5 protein-coding genes are annotated in these 6757 nt (G+C 72.6%); 2 read left to right on the top strand and 3 right to left on the bottom strand.

Features of this window, described 5'->3' with window-relative positions; genetic code table 11:
• The 3 genes from QM568_RS05340 to QM568_RS05330 all read right to left on the bottom strand — a co-directional run.
• Positions 1–2873 (bottom strand): error-prone DNA polymerase (locus QM568_RS05340; RefSeq protein WP_415136582.1); only part of this gene is annotated, 2873 nt, incomplete at its 3' end.
• Positions 2873–4408, bottom strand: a complete 1536-nt coding sequence (locus tag QM568_RS05335; RefSeq protein WP_415136580.1) for a DNA polymerase Y family protein — start codon at positions 4406–4408, stop codon at positions 2873–2875. The genes QM568_RS05340 and QM568_RS05335, both read right to left, overlap by 1 nt.
• Positions 4405–5154 (bottom strand): hypothetical protein, encoded by a 750-nt coding sequence (locus tag QM568_RS05330; RefSeq protein WP_415136578.1) that lies wholly within the window; start codon positions 5152–5154, stop codon positions 4405–4407. The genes QM568_RS05335 and QM568_RS05330 overlap by 4 nt, the downstream gene beginning before the upstream one ends.
• Positions 5155–5298: 144 nt before the next feature.
• Here QM568_RS05330 and QM568_RS05325 point away from each other — a divergent pair, with 144 nt between their 5' ends.
• Positions 5299–5769: a prepilin peptidase gene (locus tag QM568_RS05325; RefSeq protein WP_415136576.1), complete on the top strand. Its 471-nt coding sequence runs from the start codon at positions 5299–5301 to the stop codon at positions 5767–5769.
• A gap of 110 nt (positions 5770–5879) precedes the next feature.
• Positions 5880–6503: a CYTH domain-containing protein gene (locus QM568_RS05320; RefSeq protein WP_415136574.1), complete on the top strand. Its 624-nt coding sequence runs from the start codon at positions 5880–5882 to the stop codon at positions 6501–6503.
• Positions 6504–6757: the final 254 nt, after the last annotated feature.

The raw sequence follows: 6757 nt of genomic DNA, 5'->3' as shown, positions 1-6757 counted from the left end.
GCCTCCAGCTGGGCGGCCGTCGCGTCGGTGCGCCGTGCCAGGTCGCCCAGGTCGCGATAGCGGCCGTGCGCCGCGCGCGCGGCGACGATGCGTGCGGCCATCGCCGCGCCGATGCCGCGCACGCCGCCGAGGCCGAGCCGCACGGCGAAGCCGCCGTCACGGCGATGAGCCGCCGACTCGTCGGGGAGGGAGCGGTCGAACCGTGCCACCGCCGGCTGCGGGTCGAGCAGGCAGGAGTCGAGCCAGGGGCCCTGCGGGCCGATCCGCTCGAGCGACTCGGTCGCCCCGGAGGCGTGCAGATCGGGCCTGAGCACCTCGACCCCGTGCCTGCGGGCGTCGGCGGTCAGCGTGGACGCCGAGTAGAAGCCCATCGGCTGAGAGCGCAGCAGCCCCGCCAGGAACGCCGCCGGGTAATGCAGCTTCAACCAGGAGCTGGCGTAGACGAGCAGGGCGAACGAGAGGGAGTGCGACTCGGCGAAGCCGAAGTTCGAGAACGACTGGATCTGCGCGTAGATGCGGTCGGACTGCTCCGGTGACAGCCCCCGCCGTGCCATTCCCGCGTACAGCTTGTCGCGCACCCGCTCGATCTTCTCCAGCCCGCGCTTGGATCCCATCGCCCGCCGCAGCAGGTCGGCCTCGTCGGCCGTGCAGTCGCCGATGGCGGTCGCCATCTGGATCAGCTGCTCCTGGAAGATGGGGATCCCCAGGGTGCGTTCGAGGATCGGCGCCAGATCGGCGTGCGGATAGGCGATCTCGAACTCCACCGGCTCCTCGCCACGGGCGACCCGCGCGCGGTTCTCCTCGTCGAGCTGATCCTTGGCCATCTTGCGCTTGACGAACGGATGCACGGCTCCGCCCTGGATGGGGCCGGGGCGGATGAGGGCGATCTGGATCGCGAGGTCGTAGAAGCACCGCGGCTGCAGGCGCGGGAGCAGACCGATCTGCGCCCGGGACTCGACCTGGAACACCCCGATCGAATCGGCGCGGCAGAGCATGTCGTAGACCGCCGGCTCCTCCTTGGGGATGCTCTCCAGCCTCCACTCCTCGCCGGTCGCATCGCGGATGAGGTCGAAGCAGTGCCGCAGCGCCGCCAGCATCCCCAATCCCAGCAGGTCGAACTTGACCAGTCCCATGGACGCCGCGTCGTCCTTGTCCCACTGGATGACCGTGCGGTTCTCCATCCGCGCGTGCTCGACGGGCACCACCTCGCCCACCGGGCGCGCGGTGAGCACCATGCCGCCGGAGTGGATGCCGAGGTGCCGCGGCGCCTTCAGCAGCTCTCCGGCGTACTCGAGCACGTTCTCGGGGATGTCGTGGTCGGCGCCGACCTCGATCCCCGCCGACCAGCCGTCGACCTGCCGCGACCAGGAGTCCTGCTGGCCTGGGGTGTACCCGAGGGCCCTCGCCATGTCGCGCACCGCGTTCTTCGGGCGGTACTGGATGACGTTCGCCACCTGCGCCGCGCGCTCCCTGCCGTACTGCTCGTAGGTCCACTGGATCATCTCCTCGCGCCGACCGGAGTCGAAGTCGACATCGATGTCGGGCTCCTCCTGGCGGGTCGTCGCGAGGAACCGCTCGAACGGCAGCCGGTAGAGGATGGGGTCGATGGCGGTGATGCCGAGCAGATAGCAGACCGCGCTCGCCGCGGCAGAGCCCCGGCCCTGGCAGAGGATGCCGCGCTTCTTCGCCTCGGTGACGATGCCGTGCACGATGAGGAAGTAGCCGGGGAAGTTCTTCTCCTCGATGACGTCGAGCTCGCGGGCGATCCGCTCGCGGGCGTCGTCGGTGAGGTGCGGGTACGTCGACGGCACGGCGTCCCACACCAGCCGGCGCAGCCAGCTCATCGGGGTGTGTCCATCCGGGACCGGCAGTTCCGGCAGCGCGGGCTTCGCCTGGATCAGGGGGAAGGCGGATGCCGCCGCCACCTCGAGCCCGTACGAGATCGCCCCGGGGTAGCGCCGGAAGCGCGCCGTCATCTCGGCGCCGCTGCGCAGGTGCGCCCCGCCGTGCGCCGGCAGCCAGCCATCGAGCTCGTCCATGCTGCGCACCGCCCGCACCGCGGCCACGGCCTCGGCGAGACCAGCCCGCTCCGGGGTCGCGTAGTGCACGTTGTTCGTGGCGAGCACTGGTAGCCGCAGGCGCCGGGCGAGGTCTGCGAGCTCATCGTTGCGTCGAGTGTCGAGCGGATCGCCGTGGTCGAAGAGCTCGACGGCGACCCGTTCCCTGCCGAACAGCCCGACCAGCCGTCGCAGCGGGGTCAGGGCGTCGCCGGCTTCGAGGCCCCTCCGCACCGCGCCTTTGCGGCATCCGGTGAGGATAGTCCAGTGCCCCTGCGCGCTGGCTGCGAGCTCTTCGAGGTCGTACACCGGCCGCCCCTTCTCTCCGCCGCGCAGCTGCGCGGTCGTGATGGCGCCGGAGAGCCGGTGATAGCCCTCGAGGCCGTCGGCGAGCACGAGCAGATGGTCGCCGAACGGATCGGGGGTCCCGCGCTGCGGGGCGTCGAGGCCGAGGGAGAGCTCGGCGCCGTAGACGGTCTGCACCGTGGTGCTCATCATGTCGGCGACCTCGGCGAACCTGGCCGCTCCGTAGAAGCCGTCGTGATCGGTGAGCGCCAGCGCCGCGAGGCCCAGCCGCTCGGCCTCGACGAGCAGCTCCTGCGGCGAGGAGGCGCCGTCGAGGAAGGAGAACGACGAGTGCGCATGCAGCTCCGCATAGGGCACGGCGTCCTCCGGCCGCTGGACCGGGGGCGGGACCGGGACGTCGCGCTTGCGGCTGATCGGCCCCGGATCGGGGCGCCTGGCGCGCGGCTCCTCGCCGCTGAGGGTGCGTTCGATCTCGTGCCAGGTGAACGGAGGGTTGTTCCAGCCGGCCATCAGCGGTACCTCCCCTCGACCCACCAGCGCCCTCCGGTGCAGAACACCAACCAGGCGCGGTCGCGGTCGTCGACGAGCTGCATCCGGTGCCCGCTTCTGCCGCCGTCTGCGGCCCACCGCCGCTCGCTGATCGGCCATGGGCCCGCCCAGGCCCGCACTCCGCTCCCGTCGACGCGCGCGGGGGCGGCCGACAGCAATCCGCGCCCGTCGACGCCGATGCTCTCGCCGGACGCCGACTCCACGGCGATGCGGCGAGGCGGTCGGAACACCTCGGAGGGGACCGGGTCGGGGATGCTCCCCGGCCACGGACGCACCGGGTCGCGGGCCACGACGGCGCGCTCTCCCCACGGGGTGAGCACCTGGCGATCGGCGAGCCAGCGTCCGCCGGCGACGGCGGCGGTGAGCACGCCCTCGTGGCCGAGCATGCTCTGCACGCGGGAGAGCGCGTGATGAAGACGATCGTCTGCCGCACCGCCGAACAGGCCGGGCTGATGGTGGGCGGCGTCGTCGACCGCCACCGGGGCGATGCGCACCGCGATGATGCCCCCGAACGCCCTGGCCTCGTCGACGGGGGCCTTCGCCGACTCCGCCGCCAGCGTCTCGAGCTGCCAGCGCACCCGGTCGACGAGATCGGCGGCGTCGAAGCAGGTCGGATGCAGCCAGGACCGGGAGAAGACCTGATCGTCGTCGTCGGTGAGGTCGATCCTCACCTCGGTGCAGACGACTCCTGCCGCATCGAGGGCGAGCACGACGGCATCGGCGCTCTGCCGCACGGCGAAGGCGATCTGGTCGGCCCCGGCCAGCGCGGGCTCGAACTCCACGCTGCGCACGAGCTCAGGATCCGGAGGGCGCGGAGGCGGAACCCGGGAGTCTGCGCCGGCCGCCAGCGCGTGCAGCCGTGCCCCGCGCTCGCCGAAGCGATCGCGCACCTCGAGCGCGTCGAGGGCGGCGAAGCCGCCGAGTGTGCGGACACCCAGACGCACGAGCAGTCCTGCGAGCTGCTCGTCGCGCAGAGCCTGCACGGGTAGCGGGGAGAGGAAGTCGGCGGAGCCTCCGGCGGGCACGATCGTGCAGGTCCCCGCGCCCCGGGCGGCGAGCTCGGCGGTGAACGGCCCATCGGCCACGCCGATGCGCACCTCGGGGTACCCGGCCTCCGCGAGGACGCCGAGCAGCGCATCGCCGGCTTCGCGCTCGCCGCCGTGATAGCGGGAGAGCCCGCGCGAGCGGATCACAGCGAGCCCTGGGCGCAGCAGCGTCGCCTCCGGAGCGTGCCGCTCGATGAGGCGCAGCACCGGCAGGAAGGCCCGGTCGTCCCTCGTCGGATCGTGGGGGAGCACTCGCAGGGCCGCGAAGCGCCCCTGCGCCTCTCGGCGCCGCTGCCCGACGCGCACCCCGTGCTCGCGCGCCGACGCGGTGCAGGCCACGATCTCGTTCGCCTGCACCAGGGCGGTGGGCGGGTGCGGGGGCGGTCCCAGTGCCGCGCGCAGCGGCCAGTCGGGGAACCAGAGGGCGAAGACGCGCAGCGGGGAGGTCATCCGGCCGCCGCCAGGGAGTCGACGCGCCGCGGCAGCGCGGTGAGGGCGCCCGTCTCGGCAGGCGTCACGGCCTCGACGCCGCCGCGGTCGCTGGGAAGCGCCACCCGCACGCGCGCCGGTCTCGGATCACGGCGGGTCTGCGCGGTCACCGTCGCGGTGCAGCCGGAGAGGAGCCCCCACCCCTCGCCGAGGCCGTGCCAGTGCGGATCGCTCAGGCGGATGCTGCCCTGCGATTCGGGCCAGGAGTCGAAAGCCGCGGATTCGGCGACGAGGAGCGTCGTGCCCCGATCGCGCAGCCGGGAGTTCAGCCGGGAGAGATCGGCGTCGCGCGCCCGTGCGGGCGGGGCCACGGCGATCAGCGGGACGACCTCGGCGAGGGCGGAGGTCGCGGACAGCCAGCGCGGCCCTGGCTCGGGGACGAGCACGAGCCGGGCCAGGTCGATGCCGAAGGCGGCCGCGGCTTCGATGCCGAGCGTGGGCATGCCGACCACCGCGCACCAGTGCCCCTGGCGGGAGGCGGCGCTGAGCAGGGCGAGCGTGAGTGCCGGCGAGGGGGAGATCGTGTAGGCCGTGCCGGCGACCAGCCCGGAATCGGGGAGCAGGGACGAGAGTGCGGGGTCGAGCGGAAGCAGCCGATGCTCGGCGCGTCGGCGCTGCATGCGGCTGATCTCGCGACGCAGCCGCAGGATGTCTCCCGCCCTGGCGTCGGGCGAGGAGGAGAGCGCTGTGGCGACCATGTTCCCCATATCTCCATTCTCGAATCTATGTACGAGTAAAGCAAGTGGTGTGATGACTGTAGTTCGAACGTCGGACAATGGCGGGGCATGCGGCGGCAGGGGTTATCCACAGGCACTCCGCGGCGGCATCCGCACTTCTCCTACTCTTTCTGGATGGATCAGCGCACCGTCATCGTCGTCCTCGTGCACGCGGTGCTGCTCGCCGTCGGCATCTGGCTCCTCGCGATCGACGTCCGCACGCATCGCCTGCCCGATCGCATCGTGCTGCCGACCCTGGGCGGCGTGCTGCTCGCCGTCGTGGCGGACGCAGTGGCCACAGGCGACGGCGCGGCGCTGATCCGATCGCTGTGCGGGCTGCTGATCCTCGGCGGGTTCTACGCGCTCCTGCGCCTGGCGAGCAGATCCGGCATGGGCGGCGGTGATGTCAAGCTCGCCGCCGTCATCGGCCTCGTGCTCGGCTGGCACGGCTGGACGGCCCTCGCGGTGGGCGCGGCATCCGCCTTCGTGCTCGCCGCCGTCTACGCACTGGGGCTCATCGCGCTGCGTCGGGCGAACGGCTCGACGCGCATCGCGTTCGGCCCGTGGATGATCATCGGAACCGTCATCGGCATCGCCATCGGCTGATGTCCGCGCACGGCGCTAAGGTGAGCACATGGCACTCGCACGACTCCACGGCGGCCCCACCGCGATCGACGACCGCCTCGACGAGCCCATCGAAGACGTCTCGCCGAGCGATGGCTGAGCTCTCCGGCCCGTCGCGGGTCGTCGAGGTCGAGCGCAAGTACGACGTCGACGCCGACACCGCCCTGCCGCTCTGGCAGGGGATCCCCGGCGTCGACGGCGTGAGCGACGCAGAGGTGCGCGAGCTCGACGCCCACTATCTCGACACCGACGACGCCGCGCTCTCGCGCGCCGGCGTCGCCCTGCGCCGCCGCACGGGCGGCCCGGATGCCGGCTGGCACATCAAGGGGCCGCGATCCGGCGACGGCCGTCTCGAGATCGGCTGGCCGCTCGGCGACGACGAGCAGGTTCCGGATGCTGTGCGCGAGACGCTCGCGCGCTGGACGACCGCCGCGCTGAGCCCGCTCGCGCGGATCGAGAACACCCGCACGGCCTTCCAGCTCAGCGGTCCAGGCGGCGTCGTCGCCGAGTTCGTCGACGACCGCGTCCGCGCCACCGACCTTCGCCAGGGCGTGCAGCGCGAGTGGCGGGAGTGGGAGCTCGAGCTCGGCCCCGCCGCCCCCGTCGACCAGGGCGGACGCGAGGCGCTGTTCAGTGCCGCCGAGAAGGCGATCTTCGCCGCCGGCGGACGGGAGGCGGCATCCGGCTCGAAGCTGGCCAGAGCCCTCGGATTCTGATCGGCCCCGACGGCCCCGACACCGGTGTTGTCGGCCGCCCCGGAGGCCCGACGCACTTGTGACCGCGGCGACGTGCTGGGCCTCGTGGCCGCACGCGCCGCACACCGCCCTCACACAGCCCGCTCCGGTCGCGATCTGTGCTGTTCCGGCGTCCGTCCTCCTCGTTCCGGTCGCGATCTGTGCTGTTCCGGCGTCCGTCCTCGCGTTCCGGTCGCGATCTGTGCTGTTCCGGCGTCCGTCCTCCTCGTTCCGGT

The sequence above is a fragment of the Microbacterium sp. genome (genome assembly GCF_047607465.1).
Lineage (GTDB): Bacteria > Actinomycetota > Actinomycetes > Actinomycetales > Microbacteriaceae > Microbacterium.
The sequence above is the reverse complement of the archived record's forward strand: the minus strand, read 5'-3'. Positions and strand labels throughout refer to the sequence as shown.